This window comes from Rathayibacter sp. AY1H3 (genome assembly GCF_002932015.1).
Map to the genome: position 1 here is coordinate 13,702 of NZ_PSUU01000032.1, position 23,033 is coordinate 36,734.

Here is a 23,033-nt window from a genome sequence, read left to right on the forward strand (position 1 = left end):
GCCCTCAGGATAGGACGGCCGGGAGGTAGGGGACGTGCACCCCGACCGTGGTCGGCCCGCCGACCGGCGACTCCACGCTCAGGATCCCGCGCAGGCCCCGGACGCGCCCGCCCACCCCCTCGAGACCGTGACCGGCGACCGGCGACGCCCCGCCGACTCCGTCGTCGACCACCCAGGCGTCGAGCCAGCGCTCCCCCGGAGTGCCGGAGTCGCGGGTGTCGAGATGCACCCGCACCGATCGGGCACCGGAGTGCTTGGAGACGTTGGCGAGCAGCTCGGCGACGACGAAGTAGACGCTGCGCTCGACCTCGGGCGGCACGTCCGCCACGGGGTGCTCGGTGAGGACCTCGACCGGCACCGGGCTGAGCTCGGCGAGCGAGTGCACCGCCGCCTCGAAGCCCCGGTCCTGCAGGATCGGCGGCGCCACTCCGCGGGAGAGGGCGCGCAGCTCGTCGAGCGCGGCGCGCACGTGCTCGCGAGCCTCGTCGACCAGGCGGGCGGCGGACTCCGGGTCGGCGGCGAGTCGGTTGCGGGCCGAGGCCAGGTCCATCTGCACCCGGATCAGGCGCTGCTGCGGGCCGTCGTGGATGTCGCGCTCGAGCCGGCGCAGCGCGCGGTCCTCGGCGGCGACGGCTGCGCCGCGGGAAGCGCTCAGCTCGGCGACCTCTCGCTGGAGCGCCTCCGACTCCCACGGGCCGAGCAGGAGACGGTCGACCAGCCAGTGCAGGAGGGAGAGGCCGCGGGTGGCGAACGGCAGGGTCGAGACGAAGAGGACGGTTGTGGCGACCGTCGCCGCGGCGACCAGTCCCGCCGGAGGCTGCGGGGCGCCCAGCAGAGCGGCCCCGCTCTCGGCCAGCAGGCGGGCCGGACCGGGGGCCCCCGTGAGCGCGGCGGCCACCGTGCCCGGGCCCGCCCAGGTCCACAGCGCGAGGAGCAGTCCGGACAGCAGCGCGAGCACCGGAGCCACGACGAGCGTGTGCAGGAGAGCGAGCCAGTAGTGCCCGTCGATCACCGGACCGTAGAGGGCGAAGGTCGAGGGAGTGACGGCGGAGGGCGGTCGCCGCCACTGCGGCCGGGGGACGGCGGGCCGTCCGGCCAGCACGTCGAGGCCGACGGCGGCCCGCGAGAAGAAGCGCGCCGTGTAGAGGGCGGCGGGCAGGAACACCAGGCCGATCAGGACTCCGACGAGCCCGAGCGCGACGGCCAGCGCGACGCCGGCGCAGAAGGCACCGAGGAGGGCGACCGGGATCGCGGCCACCAGCGCGAGCACCTCCCGGGGCAGTCCGCGCCAGAGCCGGAGGTAGGCGCGCGAGGCCTCGCCGAGGGCCGTCGATGCTCCGCTCATCCGCGCCTCCTGTCCGCTCCCGCCGCCGCCGCGACCCGGTCGAGCGTACCGGCGGCACGGCTCCGGGCACCCGGGGGGAAGCCCCCGTGACGCCCCTCCGCGACAGAGGTGAGCCTGTCCTTCACCGGACTGAGCCGAGCCTGCGCTTCCTTGCGGCGCCGAGGGATCTGCGTACTGTTGACGATCAGTCACCCCCTCTCGAAAGGACCAGACGATGTCCACCACGTCCGTCACGTCGCTCACCTCGTCGAACCCGGATGTCGCATCCGGAGTCGCCCAGTTCCTCAGCCCCGTCGTCGTCGAGATGACCGCGCTCGCCGTCAACGGCAAGCAGGCGCACTGGCACGTCCGCGGCGCCAACTTCATCGGCGTCCACGAGCTGCTCGACGCGATCGTCGGCCGCGCCATCGAGTGGGCCGACCTCGCCGCGGAGCGCGTCGTCGCCCTCGGCCTCCCGGTCGACGCCCGCATCCAGACCGTCGCCTCGGCGACGCAGTCCGAACCCCTCACCCCCGGCTTCCAGCGCTCCGAGAACGCGATCGTCGAGATCATCCGCCAGATGGACGTCGCCATCGCGACCGTCAACACGGCGATCGCCGAGCTCGCCGAGATCGACGCGAGCAGCCAGGACGTCGCGATCGAGATCGGCCGCGGCCTCGAGAAGGACCGCTGGTTCCTCTTCGCCCACGTCAGCGAGAGCTGAGCACCACGCCTCGACCGGCCCGCGGATCCTCGGATCCCGCGGGCCGTCGTCGTTCCCCGGGCCGTCCGCGCGATCCGGAGCAGCCGGAGTCGCGACGGGCGCGGGTCAGCCGCCGTGCGTGAAGCGGCCCGCCAGGAGGGTCGCGGTGACCGGCATGGATCGGAGGGCTCCTGCATCGGCGGCGAGCGGATCGCGGTCGACCACCACCAGATCGGCGGGATCGCCGGCCGCGGGCGTGAGCCGGCGCACTCGGGTCGAGGCGACGATCGCCTCCTCGACGCTCACCCGCTGCTCCGGATGCCAGGGCTCGTCGCCCGGCAGCGCCCGCGCGACCGCGGCCGAGATCGCGACCCACGGGTCGAGCGGAGCGACCGGAGCGTCCGAGCCGAGCACCACGCGGGCCCCGGAGTCGAGCAGCGAGCGCAGCGGGAACGCCCGGCCGGTGCGTCCCGGCCAGTACCGCTCCGCCACCTCGCGGTCGTCGAGCGCGTGCGCGGGCTGCACTCCGGCCTCCACGCCGAGCGCGGCGAACCGCGGAAGGTCGGTCTCCGCGAGCAGCTGAGCGTGCTCGATCCGGCCCCCGCCGACCCGGCCGAGCGCGTCCAGAGCCAGCGTCGCCGCGGCGTCTCCGATCGCGTGCACGGTGGAGCGGATGCCCCCGGCGGCCGCGCGGGCGAGCAGCTCGTCCAGCTCGGCGGGCTCCACGGTGAGGACGCCGTAGCCGTCGTGGTCGGCGTAGGGGTGGGCGCAGTAGGCGGTCCTCGTGTTGAGGGAGCCGTCGATCAGGACCTTCAGCGGGCCCATCCGCAGCAGGCCGTCACCGCCGTCGAGCTCGTCGCCCGTGCGCAGTCCCTCCGCGAGGGCGCGGTCGAGGTGGTCGCGGTAGACGCCGGTGTCGACGCGGAGGGAGCGGGTTCCGCCGTCGACGCGACGGGGCCAGTCCCCCGCGTTCCAGCGCATCTCGAGGTCGACGACGCCGACCACCCCGCGGGCCGCAGCCCGCCGGGCCGCCGCGTCGGCGAGCGCGTCGAGCTCGTCATCGCCGAGGGCTCCGAGTGCGGTGACGAGCTCGAAGCAGGCGTCCTCGCGCAACAGCTCGGGCTCGGGAGCGACGGCGTAGCGCCGGTACGCGGCGGAGTTCAGCCAGGCGCAGTGCAGGTCGCCGCTGATCAGCACGACGGGCCGCTCCGGAGAGACCTCGTCCAGGAGCGCGGTCGTCGGCGGCTCCGACCAGAGACCGTCGCGGAAGCCGAAGCCGATCAGCGTGCCGGTGCCGGGCTCCTCCGCCAGGCGACGTCGGACCGCGTCCGCCGTTCCGCGGGCCGAGTCCGCCGACGAGACGTCCAGGCGCGGGGCCGTCATCGCCCACTGGGAGAAGTGGACGTGCTCGTCCCAGAGGCCGGGGAGCACCCAGCGCCCGTCGAGGTCGCGCACCTCGTCGCCCGGGGCGGCGGCGGCGTCCGGTCCGACAGATTCCACGCGGCCGTCGCGCAGGAGCACGGCACCGGGTCGGGACGAGCCGAGGAGGCGGGCGCCCCGAAGAAGGACACCGCCGGTCATCGGGCGGCCTCGCGGAGCGCGGGGCGGACGGCTCGGCGGGTGCGCGACCGGGCCGACGCACCGGCGCTCACGACTGGCACACCGGGCACCAGTAGAGCTTGCGCGCGCCGATCTCCTCGAGCAGCACGTTCGTGCCGCAGACGCGGCAGGGCAGACCCTCGCGCTTGTAGACGTAGTTGCGCTCGGCGCGGCTGCGGACGGCTTTCGAGCGCTCGGTCTTCGTCAGGCCGCGGCGCGTGATCATCATCCCGGTCCGGATGCCGTCCTCGAGCAGGTCCGCCCAGTCCCGCCACAGCTCCTGTGCGAGCTCCAGCGGCACCTGCTTGCCGGGAGTGTGCGGGTCGAGGCCGGCGCGGTAGAGCAGCTCCGCGCGGTAGATGTTGCCGATGCCGCTGACCACGGACTGGTCCATCAGCACCAGCCCGACCGGCGTCGCCGTCCTGCGGAGCCGGTTCACGAAGCGGTCGCGCGCCTCGTCGGAGTCGTCGACGGCCGGATCCGGACCGAGGCGGGCGAGGAGGGCCTCCACCTGGGCGGGGTCCATCACCTCGCAGGCGGTGGGGCCGCGCAGGTCGGCGACCGTCTCCTCCGTCATGATGCGCACGCGCACCGCGCCCAAGGGCGGCGGCGGGAACTCGTCGAGGTCGGAGTCGGTCTCGTGCTCCGTCTCGGAGAGGCGCACGGCGCGGCGGCGCCGGGGAGCGCCGATGCTGCTGCCGGCCTTGCCGTCCGGGAACAGCGGCGAGACGTGCCCGAGGAAGTCCCACGCACCGTAGAGGCCGAGGTGGACGTGCAGCGTCAGGTCGCCCTCGAAGCGCAGCAGCAGGTGCTTGCCGACGGCCGTGGACTCGAGGACCTCGCGCCCGTCGAGGAGCGCGGCTCCTTCGGTGAAGCGACCCTGGGGGCTGCTGGTCGCGACGCGGTGCCCGACGACGTCGCGCTCGAACTGCAGGGCGATCCGGTGGACGGAGTGCCCCTCGGGCACTCAGCGCTCCTTCGCGGCGGAGTCGACGACCCGGCCGGCGATGTCGCCGGTGGCCTCGTACTCGGCGAGCTGCGCGATGCGGCGCACGTGCCGCTCCTCGAAGGTGAAGGGCTCGGCGACGAACGCGTCGATGAAGCCGGTGGCCTCCTCGACGGAGTGCTGGCGGGCCCCGATCGAGATGACGTTCGCGTCGTTGTGCTGGCGGGCCAGCACGGCGGTGCTCAGATTCCACACGAGCGCCGCGCGCACGCCCGCGACCTTGTTCGCCGCGATCTGCTCGCCGTTGCCCGAGCCGCCGAAGACGACGCCGAGAGCCTCGACCCCCGCCTCCTGATCGCGGACGACCGCGGCGGCGGCGTTGATGCAGAAGGACGGGTAGTCGTCCAGCGGGTCGTAGGACGTGGGGCCGTGGTCGATCACGTCATGACCGGCGGCGCCGAGGTGCTCGATCAGGTGACGGCTGAAGTCCAGCCCTGCGTGGTCCGTGGCGATGTGGATGCGCACGAGAGAACTCCTCCGGAAGAGCCGTCTGGGACCCGCGGTGCCCGGGCCGGGAGCCAGAGTACCGCGGGTCGGCTCAGTCGAACTGCGGGTCGCGGGTCCGCGAGCGCTTGAGCTCGAAGAAGCCGTCGAAGGAGGCGGCGGCGACGATGCCGTCCCAGAGGGTCAGCGCCTGCTCGCCCCTCGGGATCGGCGAGATGACGGGGCCGAAGAAGGCGACGTCGCCGATCGCGATGACCGGGGTGCCGACGTCCTGGCCGACCCGCTCGATCCCGTCGAAGTGGGAGGCGCGCATCGGCTCGTCGTACTCGTCCGAGTCGGCGTGGGCGGCGAGCTCCGCGGGCAGGCCGAGCTCGGCGAGCGACTCGGCGATCACCGCGTCGACGTCGGTGCGCCCGCCCGGGTGGATCCGGGTGCCGAGCGCGTCGTAGAGCGGCTTGACGTGCTCGCGGCCCTCGCGCTCGGCGACGGCGGCGACCAGGCGCGTGTAGCGCAGCGCGCGCGGGAGGAAGGCGCGGTACGAGTCGTCCACGTCCTTGTCCTCGTTGAGGACGGCGAGGCTCATGATGTGCCACTGCACGTCGAGGTCGCGCGCGGGGGTCACCTCGTCCACGAATCGCGAGGTCATCCAGGCCCACGGGCAGGAGGGGTCGAACCAGAAGTCCACAGAGGTCATGGGGACACGCTACGCCGCTCGCCGGGGCCGCGTCCGCGCTCCCCGGCGGCTCCGCAGGATCGGCGCCACGGGGCTCCACGGCGGGTCCCGGCAGCTCTAGGGTGGATCGGCGGCGCCCGCACCCCGGCGCCCGCGGCAGCGCCCGAGACGAACGGATGGAGCACCCCCGTGCCAGGAGACAACCTCACCCGGAGCGAGGCGCAGGAGCGCGCCTCGCTGATCCAGGTCCACGACTACGACATCGCCCTCGACCTGACCCGGGGAGCCGAGACCTTCCTCAGCACCACCACGGTGCGCTTCTCCGCCACCGAGGGCGCCTCGAGCTTCATCGACGCCGTCACGGGCACGGTCCACTCCGTCACCCTCAACGGCGCGGAGCTCGACCCCGCCGACGTCGCCGACGGCGTCCGGATCCGCCTCGACTCCCTGGCTGCGGACAACGAGCTCACCGTCGTCGCCGACATGCTCTACACCAACACGGGCGAGGGCCTGCACCGCTTCGTCGACCCCGTCGACGGCGAGGTGTACCTGTACTCGCAGTTCGAGGTGCCCGACTCCCGCCGCGTCTTCGCGGTGTTCGAGCAGCCGGACCTCAAGGCCGAGTTCCGCTTCACCGTCACCGCACCCGCGCAGTGGCAGGTCGTGTCGAACCAGCCCACTCCCGAGCCGGTCCCGGCGGGCGAGGGGATCGCGACCTGGAGCTTCGAGCCCACCCCGCGCATCTCCTCCTACATCACGGCCCTCGTCGCCGGACCCTACGTGGTCGAGACCGACTCGCTCGTCTCCTCCGACGGCCGCACCATCCCGCTGGGGGTCTTCGCCCGGGCCTCGCTCGCGCCCTTCCTCGACGCCGACTACGTGTTCGAGAAGACGAAGCAGGGCTTCGCCTTCTACGAGGAGAAGTTCGGCGTCCCGTACCCGTTCGCGAAGTACGACCAGCTGTTCGTCCCCGAGTTCAACGCCGGCGCGATGGAGAACGCGGGAGCGGTGACCTTCACCGAGACCTACGTGTTCCGCTCCAAGGTGACGGACGCGATCAAGGAGCGCCGGGTCGTCACGATCCTCCACGAGCTCGCCCACATGTGGTTCGGCGACCTGGTCACGATGAAGTGGTGGAACGACCTCTGGCTCAACGAGTCGTTCGCCGAGTACGCCTCCACCCTCGCCACCGCGGAGGCGACGGAGTGGACCGAGGCGTGGACCACCTTCGCCGCGATGGAGAAGAGCTGGGCCTACCGCCAGGACCAGCTGCCCTCGACCCACCCGATCGTCGCGACCATCAACGACCTCGAGGACGTCCAGGTCAACTTCGACGGCATCACCTACGCCAAGGGCGCCTCGGTGCTCAAGCAGCTCGTCGCGTGGGTCGGCGAGAAGGAGTTCCTCGCCGGCGTCCACGAGTACTTCGTCAAGCACGCCTTCTCGAACACGGAGCTGCGCGACCTGCTGGTCGAGCTGGAGGCCACCAGCGGGCGCGACCTCACCGAGTGGTCGGCGCAGTGGCTCGAGACGGCCGGCGTGAACACGCTCCGCCCCGAGATCGCGGTCGACGAGAGCGGAGCGATCGCGTCCTTCGCGATCCTGCAGACCGCGGTCGAGGAGTACCCGACGATCCGCCCGCACCGCCTGGCGATCGGCCTGTACGACTTCGAGGGCGAGCGCCTCGTCCGCGTCGACCGCCTCGAGCTGGACGTCGACGGGGAGCGCACCGAGGTGCCCGAGCTGATCGGCCGCACCCGTCCGGCGCTCGTGCTGCTCAACGACGACGACCTCGCCTACGCGAAGGTCCGCCTCGACGACGCCTCGCTCGCCGTGGCCGTCGAGCACCTCGCGAGCATCGACAGCCCCCTGGCCCGCTCGCTGGTCTGGGGCTCGGTCTGGGACTCGACCCGCGACGCCGAGTCGGCGCCGCGCGACTTCGTCCGCCTCGTCCTAGGCAACGTCGCGACCGAGACCGAGTCCACGACCCTGCGGACGGTGCTCAACCAGCTCGTCGCCACCGCCACCCAGTACGTCGCTCCGGAGTACCGGGCCGAGGTCGTCGAGGAGGCGGGCGATCAGCTGTGGACGCTCGCGCAGAGCGCCGAGCCGGGCAGCGACGCGCAGTTCCAGTTCGTGAAGTTCTTCGCCGCGATCGCGTCCACCCCGGCGCACCTCGAGGCCGTGCAGGCGCTGCTCGACGGCTCCACCGCCCTCGGCGGCCTCGACATCGACACCGACCTCGGCTGGGAGCTGCTGATCGCTCTCGTCGCCGGTGGGCGGGCCGGTGCGGACGACATCGACGCGGCGCTCGCCTCGGACAACACGGCGACCGGCCAGCAGTCGGCCGCGCACGCCCGTGCCGCACTGCCGACCGCGGAGGCGAAGCGCGCGGCGTGGGACTCCGTCACGGCCGACGACTCGGCACCGAACACGATCGTCCGCTCGACGGGCCTGGGCTTCCAGCGCGCCGCCGACCCGCGCCTGCTCGACGCGATGGTCCCGGTCTACTTCGACGCCCTCCGCACCCTCTGGGAGTCGAAGAGCTACAAGATCGCCGAGTACCTGGTCGTCGGCTTCTACCCGGCCGCCACGCCCTCGCAGGAGATCGTCGACGCCACCCGCGCCTGGCTCGACGCGAACCCGGAGGTCCCGGCGCTGCGCCGACTCGTGATCGAGAACCTGGCCGGCGTGGAGCGTGCGCTCCGCGCCCAGGAGCGCGACACCCGGGGCTGACAGTGAGCCGCCCGGTCCCCCGGCGCTCGGCGCTGCGGGACCGGGCGGCTCTCCCCGCTCCCGGCGCCTAGCGCTGCGGGACCGAGCGGCGCTCCGGCCCGTCATAGGCGGACAGCGGCCGGATGAGCGCGTTCGAGCCCCGCTGCTCGATCACGTGGGCCGTCCAGCCCACCACCCGCGCGGCGACGAACAGCGGAGTGAAGATCCCGGTGTCGAAGCCCATCAGCCGGTAGGCGGGGCCGGACGGGTAGTCGAGGTTCGGCAGGATGCCCGTCCGCTCGGCCATCGCCGCGGCCAGGGCGTCGTACAGCTCCATCATCTCGCCGGCCCCCTCGTGCTCGGCGAGCCGCCGGAGAGCGGCGTCCATGGTCGGCACCCGCGAGTCGCCCGACTTGTAGACCCGGTGGCCGAACCCCATGACCTTCCGGCGCTGTCCGAGAGCCTCGGCAAGCCACTCGCGGGACCGCCGGTCCGCCTCCGGTCCGGTGCCGACCTCGTCGAGCACGTGCAGCACGGCCTCGTTCGCCCCGCCGTGGAGCGGTCCCTTGAGCGCTCCCACGGCGGCGGTCACGGCGGAGTGGACGTCCGACAGCGTCGACGTCACGACGCGGGCCGTGAAGGTCGAGGCGTTGAAGGAGTGCTCGGCGTAGAGCACCAGCGAGACGCGGAACGCGTCGACGACGACCGGCTCCGGCACCTCGCCGAAGGTCGTCCAGAGGAAGTTCTCGGAGTAGTCGAGGTCGTCGCGCGGATCGATCGGCTCGAGGCCGCGCAGGCGGCGCTGAGCGTAGGCGACGATCGCCGGCAGTGCCGCCCAGAGCCGCACGGAGCGCTCCAGCACGGCCTCGGCAGCGTCGGCATCCGGATCCTCCTCGAGCGCGCCCAGGACGCTCACCGCCGTCCGCACGACGTCCATCGGGTGCGCCGACAGCGGCAGCAGGTCGATCACGGTGCGCACCTCGGGGGCCAGGGCGCGGTGGGCCCGCTCCACGGCGGCCAGCCCGGCCGTCTCCTCCGCAGTGGGGAGCTCGCCGTGCCAGAGCAGCCAGGCCACGTCCTCGAACGAGGTCCCCGCCGCGAGCTCCTGCACGGGGTAGCCGCGGTAGAGCAGCGAGTTCGACGCCGGGTCGACCTTCGAGACGGCCGTCGTGTCGACGACGACCCCCACGAGTCCTTTGCGGATGTCCTGATCGGTCGTGCTCATCCTTCGCTCCTTCGCGAGAGGCGGGCGGCGGCGCCGGGGAGCGCCGCCCGGTTCATGCGGGTCGGCGCGCTCAGGCGCCGTAGTGGTCGGCGAGCGAGAAGTCGAAGACGCCCTCGTCGAAGCGGCTGTACGAGGCGTAGTCGAGGAGCTCGTAGAGCTCGGCGCGCGTCTGCATGCCCGGGACCTCCGAGCGGAGCGAGCCCTCCGCCTTGAGGGCGTCGAGTGCCCGCATCGCGGCGCCCATCGCGATCCGGAGCAGCGAGACCGGGTGGATCACGACGTTCACGCCGACGTCGGCGAGCTGCTGCGCGGTGAACAGCTCGCTCTTGCCGAACTCGGTCATGTTGGCGAGGATCGGCACGTCGATCGCGGCGCGCACGGCCTCGAACTCGGACAGGTCGCGCATCGCCTCGGGGAACACCGCGTCTGCTCCGGCGTCGACGAGGCGCTTGGCGCGGTCGATCGCGGCCGGCAGGCCGTCGAGGGCGCGGATGTCGGTGCGGGCCATGATCACCAAATCGGAGTCGCGGCGCGCGTCGACGGCCGCCGCGATCCTCCGCACCGAGGTCGCCTCGTCGACGACCGCCTTGCCGTCGAGGTGCCCGCAGCGCTTGGGGTTCACCTGGTCCTCGATGTGCAGCCCCGCGACTCCGGCGTCCTCGAGCATCTGCACCGTCCGCGCGACGTTCAGCGGCTCGCCGAAGCCGGTGTCCGCGTCGACGAGGACCGGCAGGTCGGTCAGGCGCGCGATCTGCTGCGAGCGGCCGGCCACCTCGCTGAGCGTGGTGAGCCCGATGTCCGGCAGCCCCAGCTCGGCCGAGAGCACGGCGCCCGAGACGTAGATCCCGTCGAAGCCCTTCGCCTCGATGAGGCGCGCGGAGAGCGGAGTGAACGCGCCGGGCAGCTGCAGCAGCTCGCCCGAGGCGAGGCGCTCGCGGAAGAGGCGGCGCTTCTCGGCGGGAGTCCGGGTGGAGTGGAGCATCGGGCGTCCTTCCCAGGGCGGTGGCCGGGTCCGAGCGGACCCGCCTCGAATCTATACGCGCTCGGGGCTCGTGCACCCGTCTCGGAGGGAGGCGTCCCGTAGCCTGGAGCGGTCATGCTGCTTCTTCAGACCTCCACCCCGGATCCTGTCGCCGCCACCGTCTCCTTCTTCGAGTCCGAGCCCTTCTGGAAGGTGGTCGCGATCCTCGGGATCGTGCTGGGCGCGCTGCTGATGCGCGTCATCGCCCACTTCGTGATCGGCCGCGTCGTCGACCAGATCGTGTCGGGAGTGAAGCGCCGCCAGCGCGTCGAGGACACCCAGTCGATCGCCGCGTCGCCGCTCGCGGCCGTGCGGGTGGTGCAGCGCACGCGCACGCTCGGGTCGATCCTCAACAACCTGAGCTCGATCCTGATCGTCGTCATCGCCCTGGTCATGATCGTGACGACGATCGACAAGGACCTCATCGGCTCCTTCGCCCTGCTGACGGCCGCCCTCGGCGCGGGCCTCGGCTTCGGCGCGCAGAACATCGTCAAGGACGTCCTCAACGGGCTGTTCATGGTCGCGGAGGACCAGCTCGGGGTCGGCGACGTCGTCGACACCGGGCAGGCGACGGGCGTGGTCGAGTCGGTCGGCGTCCGGGTGACGCAGATCCGCGACGTCAACGGCACCCTCTGGTTCGTCCGCAACGGCGAGATCGTCCGGGTCGGGAATATGTCGCAGGGCTGGTCGCGCGTCATCGTCGACCTGGCCGTGCCCTACGAGACGGACCTCGAGCAGGTGCAGTCCACGGTCCTCGCGACAGCGAACGAGCTGGCGGCGAGCAGTCGCTGGCGGGCCCGGATCATCGACAAGCCCGAGCTCTGGGGCCTGGAGTCCATCGCCGACGACGCCCTGGTCATCCGGGTCGTGGTCAAGACCCGCACCACTGCCAAGGACGACGTCGCCCGCGAGCTGCGCCTGCGCCTGAAGAAGTCGCTCGACGCGCTCGACGTGAAGCTCCCCTCGCTGGCCACCGTCGTCCTCGAGGGCTTCGAGGGGGCGACGAGCGTCGGAGGCGCCAAGCCGCCGCGGACCACGCCCTCCCCCACGATCAGCACCGAGCACGGCAAGCCCGTGCGGCTCCCCCGCGCGCTGCGGCGCGGGAGCGGGACGCCGCCCCAGGACGGCGGCAGCACCTCCGGCCCGACGGGAGCGCGCTCGTGAGCGGCCTGCAGATCGGCGGCACGCCTCCGCTGCGCAGCTTCTGGGAGCACATCGGCGGCCGGCCGACGTTCGAGCGCCTGGTCCGCCGCTTCTACGAGGGCGTCCGCGAGGACGAGGTCCTCTGGCCGATGTACCCCGAGCACGACCTCGAGGGCGCGATCCAGCGGCTGACCGGCTTCCTCGAGCAGTACTGGGGCGGCCCGGGCACCTACAGCGAGGAGCGCGGCCACCCGCGCCTGCGGATGCGGCACCAGCCGTTCCGGATCAACCCCGAGGCCCGCGACCACTGGCTCCAGCACATGCGGACGGCCGTCGACGATCTCGAGCTCGCTCCGGCCGACGACGCCCTGCTCTGGGACTACATGGAGCGCGCCGCCCACGCGATGGTGAACACCTTCGAGGAGTAGCCGCTCAGCCCGGGGTGCGGACCAGCACGTGTCCGCGCCGTGAGGTGAGGCGGCGCCAGGCGCCGCTCTCGAGCAGGGCGACCGGGTCGTCGGCGCCGAGGAACCCGAGCGCGAAGAGGGCGAACGCCGCTCCCGCCGGGACGTCCTCGAGGCCGTCGAGCGGGCGGCCCCAGACGCTCGACCGCACGCGGCCGACGATCTGCTCGCCCGTCTCGGAGCCGACGGCCGCCGCGATCTCGTCGATCCCCTCGCGCGCGACGCGCTCCAGGAAGCCCGGGTCCACGGGCTCGCGCCGGGTCCAGCCGCCGCGGGGCGGGGAGACGCCCGCCCAGGGCCCCGCCGTCGCGTCGTCGCCGTCGGGCAGGACGACCGGCTTGCCGTCCGCTCCGCCCGGCTCCCACTGCAGGCGGGCGAGGCGGTCCGACAGCGCACGGATCGGCACGACCCGGTCGAAACCGGCGGGCTCGTCGAGCGCGAAGACGCGCAGGCCCAGCACGGTCGCGGAGCGGTCGAGCAGACCGCGGGGCTGGAGGATCGCGGTGTAGGCGGCCAGCACGTGGTCGTCGGCGAGGAGCCGGACCGCACCGTCCTCGACCCGGGCCGAACGGCCGAGGAAGACGCGCAGATCCGACAGGCTGGGCGGATCCGCCAGGGAGAAGGACGAACTCATCGCGTCGATAAACTTACCCGAGGCCGCTCGCCCCACCGCCCGACACCCCGGAGGTACCGTGCCCGATCCCCTGTCCTCGTTCCTCACCGCGCTCGACCTGACGGACACCGGCGCCCGCACCAGCGAGGACATCTCGACGGGTCCCTCGCAGTGGATGCCCGAGGGGCGGGTCTTCGGCGGCCAGGTCCTCGCGCAGTCGCTCATCGCGGCCGGTCGCACCGTCGAGGGGCGCTCCGTGCACTCGATGCACGGGTACTTCCTCCGCCCCGGGGACGTCTCCCTGCCGATCACGTTCTCGGTCGACCGGATCCACGACGGCCGCTCCTTCTGCACGCGGCGGACGCAGGCCTACCAGAACGGACGCCCCATCCTCTCGATGATCGCCTCGTTCCAGACCGAGGACGAGGGTCTCGACCACCAGGCGCCGATGCCGGAGGGGATCCCCGACCCGGAGTCGCTGCCGAGCACCGCTGAGATCCTCGCGGGGGTCGACCACCCGGTCGGCAGCTTCTGGGCCACGCAGCGCCCCTTCGACGTGCGGCACGTCGAGCAGCCGGTGTACCTCCGGGCCGACCCCGAGCGGGTCGCGCACCAGAGCGTGTGGATGCGCTCGCTCGGACCGCTGCCGGACGATCCGATGCTGCACCGCGCCGCCCTCGCCTACGCGAGCGACTACACGATCCTCGAATCCACGCTCCGCCGGCACGGTGCGGCGTGGACGACGCCGGGCCTGCGGATCGCGAGCCTCGACCACGCGATGTGGTGGCACCGCCCCGCGCGCGTGGACCAGTGGCTCCTCTACGTGCAGGAGGCGCCGAGCGCGTCCGGCGGACGCGGGCTCTCGCTCGGGCGCATCTACACGCAGGAGGGCGTGCTCGTGGCGAGCGTCGCCCAGGAGGGCATGGTCCGCGTCCCCCTGGGCTGAGCTCAGCCCCGCTTCGAGAAGGTGATGGGCTCCTCGACGTAGGGGCCCCACGCCTCGCGGAGCTCCTCCGGGATGCGCTGGGGCCTGCCCGTCGCGGCGGTGACCAGCACCAGAGTGGTGGCCGCCTTCGTGAAGAGCACCCGCGGGACGACGCCGGCGGGCGAGTAGAGCTCGTAGCAGACCTCGAGGCTCGCCCCGCCGATCCGCCCGATCCACAGCTCCACGTCGATCGGCGCGCGCATGTACGGGATCGGCGCGAGGTACTCGATCTCCTGCCGGGCGATGAGGCTGATCGACTCGGCGCCCGGCCGTGCGTCGAGCACCGCCGTCGCCATCCCGCCGGGCTGCGGCGAGTCCGGCTTCCAGAACGCCTGGATGCGCGCCTCCTCGAGCAGGCGCAGCATCTCGGCGTTGTTCACGTGCGCGTAGGCGTCGAAGTCCGACCAGCGCAGCGGGATGGCGACGTGCAGGCGCATCAGTCGCGGGTGAGCTTGCGGTACGCGGAGCGGTGCGGCTTCGCCGCGTCCGGGCCGAGGCGCTCGATCTTGTTCTCCTCGTACGCCTCGAAGTTGCCCTCGAACCAGTACCAGTTGGCCGGGTCCTCCTCGGTGCCCTCGTAGGCGAGGATGTGGGTCGCGATCCGGTCGAGGAACCACCGGTCGTGAGTGATGACCACGGCGCAGCCCGGGAACTCGAGGAGCGCGTTCTCGAGGCTGCCCAGGGTCTCGACGTCGAGGTCGTTGGTGGGCTCGTCGAGCAGGAGCAGGTTGCCGCCCTGCTTGAGCGTCAGCGCGAGGTTGAGGCGGTTCCGCTCGCCGCCGGAGAGGACGCCGGCCTTCTTCTGCTGGTCCGGGCCCTTGAAGCCGAACTGCGAGACGTAGGCGCGGGAGGGGATCTCGGTCTTCCCGACGGTGATGTAGTCGTGCCCGTCGGAGACGACCTCCCACAGGTTCTTCTGCGGGTCGATGCCGCCGCGGCTCTGGTCGACGTAGGAGATGTCGACCGTCTCGCCGATCTTCAGGTCGCCCGAGTCGAGCGGCTCGAAGCCGACGATCGTCTTGAAGAGCGTGGTCTTGCCGACGCCGTTCGGGCCGATGACGCCGACGATGCCGTTGCGGGGCAGCGTGAAGCTGAGGTCGTCGATGAGGACGCGCTCGCCGAACTGCTTGTGCAGCTTCTTCGCGTCGATGACCTGGGAGCCCAGACGGGGGCCCACCGGGATGACGATCTCCTCGAAGTCGAGCACGCGCGTCTTCTCGGCCTCGGCCGCCATCTCCTCGTAGCGCGCCAGGCGCGCCTTCGACTTGGCCTGACGGCCCTTGGCGTTGCTGCGCACCCAGTCGAGCTCGGTGGTGAGCCGCTTGGCGAGCTTGGCGTCCTTCTTGCCCTGGACCTCCAGGCGGGCGCTCTTCTTCTCGAGGTACGTCGAGTAGTTGCCCTCGTAGGGGTAGAGGTGTCCGCGATCGACCTCGGCGATCCACTCCGCGACGTTGTCGAGGAAGTACCGGTCGTGGGTGACGGCGAGCACGGCGCCGGGGTACTTCGAGAGGAACTGCTCGAGCCAGAGCACGCTCTCGGCGTCGAGGTGGTTGGTGGGCTCGTCGAGCAGCAGCAGGTCGGGCTTCTGCAGGAGGAGCTTGGTGAGCGCCACGCGGCGCTTCTCGCCACCCGAGAGGTTGGTGACGAGGGAGTCCCCCGGCGGGGTGCGCAGCGCGTCCATCGCCTGCTCCAGCTGCGAGTCCAGGTCCCAGGCGTCGGCGGCGTCGATCGCCTCCTGCAGGGTCCCCATCTCGGCGAGGAGGCTGTCGAAGTCGGCGTCCGGGTCGGCCATCGCGAGGGAGATCTCGTTGAAGCGGTCGATCTTGCCCTTGATCTCGCCCACGCCCTCCTGGACGTTCTCGAGCACCGTCTTGGTCTCGTCGAGCTCGGGCTCCTGCATCAGGATGCCGACGGTGTAGCCCGGGCTGAGCCGCGCCTCGCCGTTGCTCGGCGTGTCCAGCCCCGCCATGATCTTCAGGATCGTCGACTTGCCGGCGCCGTTGGGCCCGACCACGCCGATCTTCGCTCCCGGCAGGAACGACATGGTGACGTCGTCCAGGATCAGCTTGTCGCCGACCGCCTTCCGCGCGCGCACCATCGAGTAGATGTATTCAGCCATGCCCAGTCCTCAAGTCCGTCGGTCTGCGCGGAGTCGGGTCGCCCGCCGGTCCCCTGCTCCGCGCGGAGGCGCTGACGGAGGCTCGGACCGGGGCGGGACGCCGGGCCCCGGCCGACGCGGAGCGCAGGCCGCGGGACCGTCCGCACCAGTCGAGGATAACGGGAACTCGCCGGTCCGCGTCGGAGGGAGCGCCTGAACGCGAACCGCCCTCCGCTCCGGCCGGGCCGGTGGGGAGGGCGGATCGCGTCAGCGGACGACGGTGCGGATCAGCTGCAGGGCGTCAGGCGCTCCACCGCCTCGGACAGCGTGTCCGTGCTGCCGAGCAGGATCACCTGCGTCGCCTTGGACGCGGTGATGTCGGCGAGGACCGCCCGGGGCACGCAGGTGGGCTGGACCGCGAAGAGCGGGCTCCTGGTGTAGCCCGCCGCCGTGGCTCCGGCCAGGGCGTCGGGGAACTTCTCACCGGTCGCGAGGTAGACGGTCGTCGCCGAGGTGAAGGCCGCCTTGTTCAGCTTCTCCGAGGTGTCGTACCGGTCGGTCCCGCCGATGCGGGTGATCACCGGGCCCGTGATCGAGCGCTCGATGCCGGCGCTGACCGAGAGCGTCGAGCCCGCGATCGTCAAGCTACTGACCGTGAGGCCGCTGATGATCTGCTGGGTGAGGGGGTCCACCGTGGAGCCGGTTCCGTTGGTCAGCACCACCGGAGCGCGATTCGCGCCGGCTGCGGCGCTGGCGCTCAGGGCGTCGGGGAACTTCTCGCCCGTGGCCAGCCAGGCCATCGAGGAGCCGCCCCTGAAGGCGTCCTGGAGGATCAGCTTCGAGGTGTCGTAGCGGTCGACTCCGCCGATGCGTGTGGTCTTCCCCTTCGGCGCATACCCGGCCAGGTCGTTGTAGACCTGGCTGCCGACGCTGAGCTCGGAGCCGACGACGACGATCTTCGCGGGCTTGAGACGCGTCAGCTCGGTGCGGACGACCTGGCTCATCGAGTCGCGGTCGACCAGGAGCAGCGGCCCGCCCGCCTTGGCCGCGGCGGGTCCGGCGCTGAGCGCGTCCGGGAAGTTCTGCCCGGTGGCGACGTAGACGACGGGGACGTTCGCCGGGAAGGTGCGCTTGGACACCTCGACCGCAGTGCCCTGACGGTCGGTGCCCGAGATGCGCGAGACGACCGGCGAGCCGGCGGGCGGGGCCGTCGGCGTTGCGGTCGGCGTGGGCGTGACCGGAGGAGTGGTCGGCGTCGGCGTGACCGGCGGGGTGGTCGCGGTGGCCGTCGGGGACGGCGTGACCGGCGGGGTGGTGGCTCCGCTTCCCGTCACACGGACCGCGGCGTCCGACGTGATGGTCGCTCCGCGGGGCTGCTCCACCCTGCCGTTGCTGATGCCGGTGACCTGGAGCAGGCTGCTCACGCGGTCCTTGTAGGCGTCGTAGGCGCTGGACGGGATCGTCACGGTGACCTTGGACTGATCGTTGTCCGCGACCACCTGGGCGGGGATCCGCTCGGTCCTGCTGGGACCGACGTAGGCGGCGAGCCCCTGGAGGTCGTAGAAGCCGTCCCGGTTGGACTCGAGGACGACGGTGTCGCCGCCCTTGACCTCCACGACGTCGACGTCCTTCTTGTACGCGAAGTACGCGGCGCTCCGCTGCAGCGTCTGCGCGGTCCCGCTGAGGTCGACCCCGCCGACGCCGCCGCTGCCGGAGGCTTCGGCGACGGAGAGGGTGGCCGACGTGGTCAGCTCGTAGCCGCTGTCGACCGGCTGGCCGATCGGCTCCTCGGGGTTCTTGATCGGCTGCTTCTGCGCAGTGATCTGCAGAGCGACGGTTCCACTGCCGAACGAGGCGAGGGGCCGCTTCAGGTCGATGCGGAAGCTGCGACTTCCGGACGCGAGGGTCGCCGACCCGGCGAGGTCGTAGTCCCCGATGGCCCAGTTGTAGGTCGTGAACGCCGGGTACGGTCCCGTCGGCCGAGCGGAGTCGGAAAGCGTGACGTCGAGCCCGGTGACGTCGCCCGCGACGGCAGCGGTCTGGGCGGCCGAGAAGGTCTCCGTCGTCGACCAGTTATAGGGACTGACCTGCGCGGACAGACGCTCCTGCTCGGCGGCAGCCGCTCCGGCTCCTGTCGTCACTCCGAGGACGACGGCTGCCGTGCTCGCGACCGCGATGGCGGCGCGCCTCCACCTCGCTCGCGTCGTCGTCGGTCGGGATGTGGTCATGGCGAGTTCCCCCTCGTCGTGGTCCTCGTGCCGAGCACTCCTGTCGGCACGTCCGTCGCGGTGCCCGCGCTGGGGCACACGTGTCGGTCTGGGCAGCCTAACCGTGCTGAGCGGCGTCTTGGGGAGGGGAGGGCGCCGCCGACCACCGGGATCGTCGACCGGTCCGCCCGCACGAGGCTGTGCTCACGCTCGGATCCGCACCGGTCGGAGTGGTCCTGCAGGAGCGACGAGCGAACACCGGGCTCTCTCGGACTCGACGGGCGAGGGGCCTTGTCGAGGATCCTTTCGTCCTTTACGACCTCGACCGAGGCGCATGGCGGAGCGGTTCCCGGTCGAGGCCGGCGCGTCAGCCCTGGATCGGGACGGTTCGGCCGACCAGGCAGGCGCCGGTCGCGATCGGTGCCGCGATCACCGCCCGCACCCCGCCGCTCTTCGGGCCGTACTGGCCGATGAGGCACGACTCCCCGAGCTTGACGGAGACCTGCACCGAGTCCGCGTCGAGTCCGACCGAGGTCTCGTCCGCTGTCAGCTGCATCGACTCGCGGGAGAACCCCGCCGCGACGAGCGCGTCGACCACACTGGAGCCGCTCACCTCCGGATCGGGCTCGGCCGCCGCGCGAAGGGTCTGCTCGAACACGGGGAGGTTCTGCTCCGTCGTCCCGCCCGGCACGAAGGCGACGGGTGCGGTGGACTCCGCCGGTGCCGGCGCCTCGGCCGCGGAGGAGGACACCACGGGGTCCGGCGCCGACGGCGACGTGCAGCCGGAGAGGCAGACGGCGAGACCGCCGAGCACGAGCGCGATGCGGGCCGCTCGGTTCCGTGTCACGCCCGGCTCCTCCCGACCGGGACGGCTCTCGCTCCGGTCCCCCGGATCAGAACGGGGTCTCCCCGGATCCTACCGAGAGACCGGGAGCGCCTCCGCCGACGCCCGCCGCCACCGGCGGCTCGGGCGCGGCAACACCGCGGTCATGGCCCGACGCGCCCCAGTCCCCCGCCGCGGCGCCCTCGCGCGGCGCCTCCTCGCTCCACGCGGGCTCGGCGGCAGGGGCGGGAGCAGAGGCGCGCCCGACGGTCTTCGTGAAGCTGCTGGTCCCCCAGGCGAGGTCGTGCCCGATGCCCTCGGCCGTGAGGACCACATCCGTACCGGCCTTGCCTCCCGCCTCCCAGGCCCTCACCCCGAGCCGCCCGGTGACGAGGATCCGGTCGCCGCGCGACAGGGAGGACAGCGCGTTGCCGGCCAGGCCGTTGAACGCGGTGACGGTGTACCAGTTGGTCGAGACGTCGACCCAGCGCTGCTCCGAGCGGTCGTAGCGCCGCTGCGTCGAGGCGAGCCGGAAGCTGGTCATCGCGGTGCCGCTGGAGGTGTCGATGCTCCGGGGCTCGGTGCCGATGGTCCCGATGACGGTCAGCGTGTCGGTCATGGTCGTGTCCTCTCTACTCCTGCCCCGCCACGGCTGCGACGGGCACGGCGCCCGGGCGGAGGGGGCTGGTACCGCTCGGGCGCCGCAGGGCCAGTGTCGCGACGAAGGGCCCGCCTCCGAGGTGGAGGCGGGCCCTTCTGGGGAGAGGACGAGCGGATCGTCCCCTGTGGAGGAGCGTTACGACGCGGTGATGTACCTCGAGTAGGACTTGCGGATCTTGTTCACCTTGGGCAGTGCGACCGCCATGCAGTAGCCCTGGCCCGGGTTCTTCGCGAAGAAGTCCTGGTGGTAGTCCTCGGCGGGGTAGTAGACGCCCAGCGGCGAGATCTCGGTGACGATCGGGCCGTCCCACCACTCGGACGCACGGTCGCGCGCGGTCTCGAACAGCTCCTTCTCCTCGTCGGAGGAGTAGAACATCGCCGAGCGGTACTGCGTGCCGACGTCGTTGCCCTGGCGGTTCAGCTGTCGCGGGTCGTGCAGGGTGAAGAAGACGTCGAGGACGACCTGCTCGGGGATGACCTCGGGGTCGAAGGTGACGGCGACGGCCTCGGCGTGGCCGGTGCGCCCGGAGCAGACGTCCTCGTAGTCGGGCTCGGTCGTGCGGCCGCCGGTGTAGCCGGAGACGACGTCGGTCACGCCGTCGAGGACGCGGTAGACTGCGTCCAGACACCAGAAGCATCCTCCGGCGAGTACGAATGTGCGCATTGCGTGTGACTCACTTCCTGTCGCGTCGACGCGTCCGGGGTGCCGGAGGCGTCAGTCGGTCCAACACGCTCACCGCCCCCTGCATTCCGCGGATCCGCCCCCTGCAATAGAGTCGCGGCGTGAGCTACGACGCCGCCCCCGCCCGCTACGACCGGATGGACTACCGACGCACCGGACGGAGCGGCCTGCTGCTGCCCGCCCTGTCGCTGGGCCTCTGGCACAACTTCGGATCCGACCGCTCCCTCGACACGCAGCGCGCGATCCTCCGCCGCGCGTTCGACCTGGGCGTCACCCACTTCGACCTCGCGAACAACTACGGACCGCCCTACGGCGCCGCCGAGACGGCCTTCGGCCGCATCCTCGCGGAGGACCTCCGCCCGTACCGCGACGAGATCGTCATCTCGTCCAAGGCCGGATACGACATGTGGCCCGGCCCGTACGGGGACGGCGGCTCGCGCAAGTACCTGCTCTCCTCGCTCGACCAGAGCCTGCAGCGGATCGGCGTCGACTACGTGGACGTCTTCTACTCGCACCGGCCGGACCCGGAGACTCCGATCGAGGAGACCATGGGCGCTCTCGTCTCGGCGGTGGAGTCGGGCAAGGCGCTCTACGCCGGCATCTCGAACTACTCGCCCGAGCAGACCCGGGCCGCGCAGGCGGCACTGGCGGGCAGCGGAGTGCCGCTCCTCCTGCACCAGCCCCGCTACTCGCTCTTCGACCGCGGACCCGAGGACGGCCTCTTCCCCGTGCTCGACGAGCTCGGCACCGGCTGCATCGTCTTCTCGCCGCTGGCGCAGGGGCTCCTGACGGACCGCTACCTCGACGGCACCGTGCCGGAGGGGTCCCGTGCGGCGACGTCGCGCTTCCTCTCCTCCGACCGGATCGACGAGGCGTACCTGACACGCGCCCGCGGCCTGAACGCGATCGCGCAGCAGCGCGGCCAGTCGCTGGCCCAGCTCGCCCTGAGCTGGGTGCTCCGGGTGCCCACCGTCACGAGCGCCATCATCGGCGCGTCGAGCGTCGCGCAGCTCGAGCAGAACGTCGCCGCGCTGGACGCCGGCCCCCTCTCGCAGGAGGAGATCGACGCCATCTCGGAGTTCGCGGTGCACGGCACGACCCTGCGCTGACGCCCCGGCGGGGATGTCGGTGGTCGGCCGTAGTCTGCGACAGCACTCGGCCGGTGGGTGCTCCGAGACTCGAGCAGGAGGAACCGATGTCCCTGTCCACGCTGCACGCCACCCGCACCCCGCCGACGCTCACCCGGGTCAACGCCCGGCTGTGGCGCGTGAGCACCGGCTCGGGCGCCGTGGTCGGTCACATCGAGCTGGTCGAGGATCCGCTCGGCGAGCGGTACCGCGCCCGGCTGCTGCGGGCGGGCATGCCCGCCGGCGCCGAGCTCGGCGAGTTCTGGAGCGTCGACGACGCGATCGAGGTCTTCCGCGTCGCCTGACGCGCCGATCCGCCCGGTCGGCGGCGTGCCGACCGGGCCGCGGCGACCGCCCCGGATAGCGTTCGCCCCATGCAGTGGTGGAACGAGTTCATGTCCTGGATCCGCACGAGCGACGGACACCAGGCGGTCTTCACGGCCGCTGTGGTCCTGCTGGCCGTGGTGGTCGGAGCGATCGTGATCGCCTCCGTCTTCCGAGCGTCCATCGCGCGCCTCATCCGTCAGCAGGATCACGAGCGGAAGAACGCGGTCATCGCAACGCTCGTCGACGCCGCGGTCGACGCCTCGGCCTGGAACGTCCTCAGCAGCCCGGAGCGCGTCCTCAGCGACCGCGCTTCCGCGCAGGCCGAGACGCACCTGCGCCTCCTGCCCGTCAAGGGCTCCGGAGTCGCGGCCAACTGGGCCGCTCACGAGCTCGCCGAGCTGAAGCACACGTCGAGCACCGGCGGCTACCAGACGCAGGCGAGCGTGGGCGAGTTCCGCGACCGCCTCGTGCAGTGGCGGGACAAGCCCGGGCGCGCCCGGAAGACCTTCCTCGCCGACCTCGAGCGCTGGCGCTTCTCGGAGACGGGTCGAGACCGCTCCGCCGAGTCCGCTCCGTCGTCCGATCGGGCCGCGAGCACCGCCGAGGCCGCTCCCCAGCGCACCGCTCCCCCGGCCGCCGCACCGACCGCCGTCGCACCGGTCGTCGTCGGCGCGGGCTCCGCCTCCGGCTCTGCAGCCCCGCAGACGCCCACGATCGTCCTCCCCGCGTCGGCCGGGGACGCCTCGCAGGAGGAGACCCGCCGCCTGCTCGCCGACGTCGACCGCCTGGAGGTGCCGTCGCGCGAGCGTCCCGTGGAGGAGCTGCCGCCCGTCGACCCGCAGCGCTCGGCTCCTGCCGCCCAGCCGCAGCCGGACGCGGAGCACGACGCGACGCCGTCGGCTCCGGCCGACGGAGACCGCGACGGCGTGCCGGCCGACGACGAGGCGGTCGTCCGGGCGGACGAGGCCCGGTTCGAGCGGTCCGCCTCGGACGACGACCGAAGCCAGGAGCGCAGCTCGGTCTGAGTGCTCCCGACCACGAGAAGAAGGCCCCGATCGCGAATGCGATCGGGGCCTTCTCCGTGGTGCGGGCGGTGCGTGTACTGACTAGCTGTGTGCATCACGTGCACGGGCGACTCGGCCGACCAGTACGGCGAGGGGCGCCGCGACGATCGTCCACGCGACGGCGATTCCA

General features: G+C 72.3%; 22 protein-coding genes. 8 read left to right on the forward strand and 14 right to left on the reverse strand.

All coding sequences use genetic code 11. The features are described 5' to 3' along the window. Positions 1 to 4: 4 nt before the first annotated feature. On the reverse strand, positions 5 to 1,345 hold the full coding sequence (locus tag C5C33_RS12715; protein WP_104288243.1) for a histidine kinase: 1,341 nt from the start codon (positions 1,343 to 1,345) through the stop codon (positions 5 to 7). A 214-nt stretch (positions 1,346 to 1,559) separates the two neighbouring features. On the opposite strand from C5C33_RS12715, the gene C5C33_RS12720 reads away from it, so the two are divergent. Beyond that, a complete protein-coding gene (locus C5C33_RS12720; RefSeq protein WP_104226731.1) occupies positions 1,560 to 2,048 on the forward strand; it encodes a Dps family protein in 489 nt (162 codons plus the stop codon). Between the two features lie 105 nt (positions 2,049 to 2,153). Here the strand turns inward: C5C33_RS12720 and C5C33_RS12725 are convergent, their stop codons facing one another. From C5C33_RS12725 to C5C33_RS12740, 4 genes are all read right to left on the reverse strand, one after another. Then, complete coding sequence (locus C5C33_RS12725) at positions 2,154 to 3,608, reverse strand: amidohydrolase (protein WP_104261278.1); 1,455 nt, start codon at positions 3,606 to 3,608, stop codon at positions 2,154 to 2,156. Between the two features lie 67 nt (positions 3,609 to 3,675). Further along, on the reverse strand, positions 3,676 to 4,593 hold the full coding sequence (locus tag C5C33_RS12730; protein WP_104261279.1) for an Fpg/Nei family DNA glycosylase: 918 nt from the start codon (positions 4,591 to 4,593) through the stop codon (positions 3,676 to 3,678). Next, entirely contained in the window at positions 4,594 to 5,097 is a 504-nt protein-coding gene (locus C5C33_RS12735; RefSeq protein ID WP_104223700.1) for a ribose-5-phosphate isomerase, read from the reverse strand. Positions 5,098 to 5,170: 73 nt separating this feature from the next. Next, positions 5,171 to 5,770: a DsbA family protein gene (locus C5C33_RS12740; protein WP_104223701.1), complete on the reverse strand. Its 600-nt coding sequence runs from the start codon at positions 5,768 to 5,770 to the stop codon at positions 5,171 to 5,173. Between the two features lie 168 nt (positions 5,771 to 5,938). Between C5C33_RS12740 and pepN the strand changes: the two genes are divergently transcribed. After that, positions 5,939 to 8,485 (forward strand): aminopeptidase N, encoded by a 2,547-nt coding sequence (gene pepN / locus C5C33_RS12745; RefSeq protein ID WP_104261280.1) that lies wholly within the window; start codon positions 5,939 to 5,941, stop codon positions 8,483 to 8,485. Positions 8,486 to 8,552: 67 nt separating this feature from the next. On the opposite strand, the gene C5C33_RS12750 is transcribed toward pepN, so the two are convergent. Beyond that, the gene (locus tag C5C33_RS12750; protein WP_104261281.1) at positions 8,553 to 9,689 is read right to left on the reverse strand and encodes a bifunctional 2-methylcitrate synthase/citrate synthase; all 1,137 of its coding nucleotides are present in this window, start codon (positions 9,687 to 9,689) and stop codon (positions 8,553 to 8,555) included. 70 nt (positions 9,690 to 9,759) lie between these two features. Further along, the gene (gene prpB, locus C5C33_RS12755; protein ID WP_104223704.1) at positions 9,760 to 10,671 is read right to left on the reverse strand and encodes a methylisocitrate lyase; all 912 of its coding nucleotides are present in this window, start codon (positions 10,669 to 10,671) and stop codon (positions 9,760 to 9,762) included. A 114-nt stretch (positions 10,672 to 10,785) separates the two neighbouring features. Here prpB and C5C33_RS12760 point away from each other — a divergent pair, with 114 nt between their 5' ends. Next, positions 10,786 to 11,874, forward strand: a complete 1,089-nt coding sequence (locus C5C33_RS12760; protein WP_104261282.1) for a mechanosensitive ion channel family protein — start codon at positions 10,786 to 10,788, stop codon at positions 11,872 to 11,874. Next, positions 11,871 to 12,281 carry a globin gene (locus tag C5C33_RS12765; protein ID WP_308471177.1) on the forward strand — a complete coding sequence of 137 codons (411 nt, stop codon included), beginning with the start codon at positions 11,871 to 11,873 and terminating at the stop codon, positions 12,279 to 12,281. Before C5C33_RS12760 ends, C5C33_RS12765 begins: the two co-directional genes overlap by 4 nt. 4 nt (positions 12,282 to 12,285) lie before the next feature. On the opposite strand, the gene C5C33_RS12770 is transcribed toward C5C33_RS12765, so the two are convergent. Next, positions 12,286 to 12,951: a hypothetical protein gene (locus C5C33_RS12770; RefSeq protein ID WP_104223706.1), complete on the reverse strand. Its 666-nt coding sequence runs from the start codon at positions 12,949 to 12,951 to the stop codon at positions 12,286 to 12,288. 58 nt (positions 12,952 to 13,009) lie between these two features. Between C5C33_RS12770 and C5C33_RS12775 the strand changes: the two genes are divergently transcribed. Further along, positions 13,010 to 13,876, forward strand: a complete 867-nt coding sequence (locus tag C5C33_RS12775) for an acyl-CoA thioesterase II (protein ID WP_244230637.1) — start codon at positions 13,010 to 13,012, stop codon at positions 13,874 to 13,876. A 2-nt stretch (positions 13,877 to 13,878) separates the two neighbouring features. Here C5C33_RS12775 and C5C33_RS12780 read toward each other — a convergent pair whose 3' ends face one another. The 6 genes from C5C33_RS12780 to msrA all read right to left on the reverse strand — a co-directional run bounded on the left by C5C33_RS12780 (position 13,879) and on the right by msrA (position 20,367). Then, positions 13,879 to 14,352: a thioesterase family protein gene (locus C5C33_RS12780; protein ID WP_104223707.1), complete on the reverse strand. Its 474-nt coding sequence runs from the start codon at positions 14,350 to 14,352 to the stop codon at positions 13,879 to 13,881. Further along, a complete protein-coding gene (gene ettA / locus C5C33_RS12785) occupies positions 14,352 to 16,034 on the reverse strand; it encodes an energy-dependent translational throttle protein EttA (protein WP_104223708.1) in 1,683 nt (560 codons plus the stop codon). The genes C5C33_RS12780 and ettA overlap by 1 nt, the downstream gene beginning before the upstream one ends. Positions 16,035 to 16,300: 266 nt before the next feature. Beyond that, positions 16,301 to 18,241: a cell wall-binding repeat-containing protein gene (locus C5C33_RS12790; protein WP_104261283.1), complete on the reverse strand. Its 1,941-nt coding sequence runs from the start codon at positions 18,239 to 18,241 to the stop codon at positions 16,301 to 16,303. 346 nt (positions 18,242 to 18,587) lie between these two features. Further along, entirely contained in the window at positions 18,588 to 19,067 is a 480-nt protein-coding gene (locus tag C5C33_RS12795) for a DUF6993 domain-containing protein (protein ID WP_104250552.1), read from the reverse strand. A gap of 46 nt (positions 19,068 to 19,113) precedes the next feature. Further along, complete coding sequence (locus tag C5C33_RS12800) at positions 19,114 to 19,662, reverse strand: single-stranded DNA-binding protein (protein ID WP_104261284.1); 549 nt, start codon at positions 19,660 to 19,662, stop codon at positions 19,114 to 19,116. A gap of 177 nt (positions 19,663 to 19,839) precedes the next feature. Then, positions 19,840 to 20,367 (reverse strand): peptide-methionine (S)-S-oxide reductase MsrA, encoded by a 528-nt coding sequence (gene msrA, locus C5C33_RS12810; RefSeq protein WP_104223713.1) that lies wholly within the window; start codon positions 20,365 to 20,367, stop codon positions 19,840 to 19,842. 119 nt (positions 20,368 to 20,486) lie between these two features. Between msrA and C5C33_RS12815 the strand changes: the two genes are divergently transcribed. The 3 genes from C5C33_RS12815 to C5C33_RS12825 all read left to right on the forward strand — a co-directional run bounded on the left by C5C33_RS12815 (position 20,487) and on the right by C5C33_RS12825 (position 22,864). Beyond that, positions 20,487 to 21,494, forward strand: coding sequence for an aldo/keto reductase (locus C5C33_RS12815; RefSeq protein WP_104261285.1), 1,008 nt, complete (start codon positions 20,487 to 20,489; stop codon positions 21,492 to 21,494). 86 nt (positions 21,495 to 21,580) lie between these two features. After that, positions 21,581 to 21,817 (forward strand): hypothetical protein, encoded by a 237-nt coding sequence (locus C5C33_RS12820; protein ID WP_104223715.1) that lies wholly within the window; start codon positions 21,581 to 21,583, stop codon positions 21,815 to 21,817. Between the two features lie 69 nt (positions 21,818 to 21,886). Beyond that, entirely contained in the window at positions 21,887 to 22,864 is a 978-nt protein-coding gene (locus C5C33_RS12825) for a hypothetical protein (protein WP_104261286.1), read from the forward strand. Positions 22,865 to 23,033: the final 169 nt, after the last annotated feature.

Coding starts and splice junctions, on each gene's coding strand:
- prpB (WP_104223704.1), bottom strand. CDS start 10,671: ATGCTCCACTCCACCCGGACTCCCGCCGAGAAGCGCCGCCTCTTCCGC.
- C5C33_RS12800 (WP_104261284.1), bottom strand. CDS start 19,662: ATGACCGACACGCTGACCGTCATCGGGACCATCGGCACCGAGCCCCGG.
- C5C33_RS12760 (WP_104261282.1), top strand. CDS start 10,786: ATGCTGCTTCTTCAGACCTCCACCCCGGATCCTGTCGCCGCCACCGTC.
- ettA (WP_104223708.1), bottom strand. CDS start 16,034: ATGGCTGAATACATCTACTCGATGGTGCGCGCGCGGAAGGCGGTCGGC.
- C5C33_RS12790 (WP_104261283.1), bottom strand. CDS start 18,241: ATGACCACATCCCGACCGACGACGACGCGAGCGAGGTGGAGGCGCGCC.
- C5C33_RS12780 (WP_104223707.1), bottom strand. CDS start 14,352: ATGCGCCTGCACGTCGCCATCCCGCTGCGCTGGTCGGACTTCGACGCC.
- C5C33_RS12825 (WP_104261286.1), top strand. CDS start 21,887: ATGCAGTGGTGGAACGAGTTCATGTCCTGGATCCGCACGAGCGACGGA.
- C5C33_RS12715 (WP_104288243.1), bottom strand. CDS start 1,345: ATGAGCGGAGCATCGACGGCCCTCGGCGAGGCCTCGCGCGCCTACCTC.
- C5C33_RS12725 (WP_104261278.1), bottom strand. CDS start 3,608: ATGACCGGCGGTGTCCTTCTTCGGGGCGCCCGCCTCCTCGGCTCGTCC.
- C5C33_RS12820 (WP_104223715.1), top strand. CDS start 21,581: ATGTCCCTGTCCACGCTGCACGCCACCCGCACCCCGCCGACGCTCACC.
- msrA (WP_104223713.1), bottom strand. CDS start 20,367: ATGCGCACATTCGTACTCGCCGGAGGATGCTTCTGGTGTCTGGACGCA.
- C5C33_RS12770 (WP_104223706.1), bottom strand. CDS start 12,951: ATGAGTTCGTCCTTCTCCCTGGCGGATCCGCCCAGCCTGTCGGATCTG.
- C5C33_RS12740 (WP_104223701.1), bottom strand. CDS start 5,770: ATGACCTCTGTGGACTTCTGGTTCGACCCCTCCTGCCCGTGGGCCTGG.
- C5C33_RS12750 (WP_104261281.1), bottom strand. CDS start 9,689: ATGAGCACGACCGATCAGGACATCCGCAAAGGACTCGTGGGGGTCGTC.
- C5C33_RS12720 (WP_104226731.1), top strand. CDS start 1,560: ATGTCCACCACGTCCGTCACGTCGCTCACCTCGTCGAACCCGGATGTC.